The 2,902-nt window shown below is 51.3% G+C and carries 1 pseudogene; it reads left to right on the top strand.

Annotated elements, in window-relative coordinates:
* Nucleotides 1-145: 145 nt before the first annotated feature.
* A pseudogene (locus tag PsAD37_RS21280) lies at nucleotides 146-2,902 on the top strand (Tn3 family transposase); the annotation flags it as partial.

Genomic DNA, 2,902 nt, shown 5'->3' with positions numbered 1-2,902 from the left:
TTTGGCCATCTTGAGGAACAAGTGCTGAACATCACCATTTAAGACATGTTTGCTCGCCAAAGTGACTTTTTCTTCAGGTTAGGAAAGAGTTGCAATGGATCAGACTTTTAGTCTTACGTGGGGACTGTAATTCGACGACCTCACTTTCATCAATGGCTACAATACGCGGACCCGTCTCGGCGTTGCACTTCAACTCAAACACCTTCAGCGCTTTGGTTACTTTGCAGATGAAGATATTCATGTTGGCGAAGAGATTTTAAACTATCTGAGTGATCAGCTCGGTGGAAATCGCCCGGTCACATTTGACTATGACTTTCAAAGCCGTTCTGCACGCCGCCATATGATGGAGATTGTACAGTATCTCGGCTTTGAGCGGATGTCAGATATGCATAGAACTCAGCTAGCACACTGGCTACAATGCGAGCATTGTGGTCACGTCAATGCTGTTGAAGAACTGATTTCGATTGCCTATCAGTGGTGTCTTGAGAAGAAGGTGTTTGCGCCCTCCCGAAAGATCGTTGAACGTGTTGTTCGTTCCGCACGCCGCGAGTTTCAGAAAGAGTTCCTGCAAAATATTGTCAGTCAGCTTTCTCAGGAAGCCATTGTAAAGATGGAAACTTCATTGGTGGAGCCGGATGCTTCGACCGGATTTTCACGCCTGAAAGATGATATCGGTGGGGCTACGCTAGACAACATTCTGACCGCAACTGAACGCCTTCAGTTCGTTGAAGGCTTGCACCTTCCAGAACATGTTCTTAAGGAGGTTGAGCGCTCCTTCATTGACCAGCTCGTGCGACGGGTGAGTGCAGAAACGGCTTCGCAGATGCGTAGACACAGCGTTGAACGTCGATTAGGCCTGTTCACTCTTTATCTGATAGTCCGCAAGTCCCAGATGATTGATCGAGTGATTGACCTGCTGGTGGAACAGATCCACCGGATCAATGCAAAATCAAAGCGCAAAGTTATCCGGGACATCAACCGCGAAATCGAGAAGGTTCACGGTAAGGAGCGCTTGCTGGCAGAGATTGCCGTGGCCTCCATGGAACACCCGGAGGGGCGGATCTGTGATGTGATCTATCCGGTCGCCGGGCAGCAGAAACTATCAGCGATTGTCAAGGAGTACCGCTCAAAAGGAACTCTGGATCGTCAAATTCAGTTTGTGATGCGTGGGTCATATGCCTCACATTATCGCCGCATGCTACCACTGCTTCTGTCTGTCCTGGAATTCAGATCCAACAACGCAGCCTGGCGCCCTGTGCTAGAGGGATTGATCTGTATTACGAAGCTGCAGAAGGCAGGCAAGCGGTTTGCTTCTGAGGATGATGTTCCGATGGAAGCCATTCCAACTAAATGGCGTGGCAGCGTGATTGATGACAAAGGCCGCGTGAATGTGATTTCCTTTGAGCTGTGCCTCCTGACCCAGTTGCGTGAACGAATTCGTGCCAAGGAAATCTGGGTAGTGGGAGCAGATCGTTATCGAAATCCGGATGAAGACCTGCCAAAGGATTTTGCCGAGCGCCGCGACACATATTATGCGGGACTGAAGCTGACACAAGATGCAGAAGCATTCGTGTCTGAAGTCAGAAAGACATTGGAGGATGAGCTACGTCAGCTCAATGCATCCCTGCCTCACAATGACAAGGTCAGGCTGCGTTGGACCGGCAAGAACCGGATCTCTGTCAGTCCGTTTGAACCTGCGCCGGAACCCAAAGGACTGGTCTCTTTAAAAGCGGAAATCACTCGTCAATGGCCGATGACGGGACTATTGGATACGCTTAAGGAAGCTGCCCTTGGAACGGGATACTTGGACCGCTTTGAGACCTCTGCAAGTCGTGAGGTGCTGGCTCACAATGTCCGTGATCAGCGATTGTTACTTTGCCTTTACGGCCTTGGCACAAATGCGGGCCTCAAACGTATTGCCGGTGGTCTCGCCGATATCAGCTATGAGGAGTTGCTGCGTGTGCGCCGCAACTATATTCATCCGGCCGCTTTAAGGGCTGCCTGTGCCCGCGTAGCTGATGCTACTTTGGCAATCCGCAATCCTGTCATCTGGGGTGAAGCCGGAACAGCTTGTGCAGCAGATAGCACGAAGTTTGGAGCCTGGGATAGGAACCTCATGAGCGAGTGGCATGCTCGTTACGGCGGCAGAGGTGTGATGATCTACTGGCATGTGGAACGGCAGGCAACCTGTATCTATTCTCAACTAAAACGCTGTTCATCCTCTGAAGTTGCTGCCATGATTGAGGGTGTTTTGCGCCATTGCACCGACATGGAGATCCAGCGTCAGTATGTGGATAGCCATGGTCAAAGCGTTGTCGGCTTTGCGTTCTGTCATCTGCTGGGATTTGAGCTTGCTCCACGCCTTAAGGCGATCAGTCGGCAGAAGCTGGCATTGCCTTCAAATGCGATGCGCGGTGAACTTGGCAACCTGCTGCCGATCTTGTCCAGCGCCATCAACTGGGAGGAGATTGCCCGCCAGTATGACGAAATGGTCAAGTACGCAGCTGCCATGCAGCACAGAACCGCAGATCCAGAAGCAATTTTACGCCGCTTTGCCCGCTCCGAAGTTATGCACCCAACCTATAAAGCGTTGGCTGAACTGGGTCGAGCTATCAAGACAATTTTCTTGTGCCGATATCTGCGCTCTGAAAATTATCGTCGCGAAATCAACGAAGGGCTTAATGTGGTGGAGAACTGGAACAGCGCCAACGGCTTTGTGTTCTTCGGCAAGGGCGGGGAGATTGCTAGTAACCGCATTGAAGATCAGGAGATCTCGGCCCTGTCTTTGCACCTGTTGCAGGCCTCGCTGGTTTACGTCAACACCCGCATGGTGCAATCGGTGCTTTCAGATCCTGTTTGGGCTGGCCGACTTGCCGCAGAAGATTACCGAGGTCTGACACCG

The organism is Pseudovibrio sp. Ad37 (assembly GCF_001623075.1).
In the GTDB taxonomy this organism is placed as follows: Bacteria; Pseudomonadota; Alphaproteobacteria; order Rhizobiales; family Stappiaceae; genus Pseudovibrio.
Note: the sequence above shows the minus strand (reverse complement) of the source record. Positions and strands in the feature narration are given on the sequence as shown.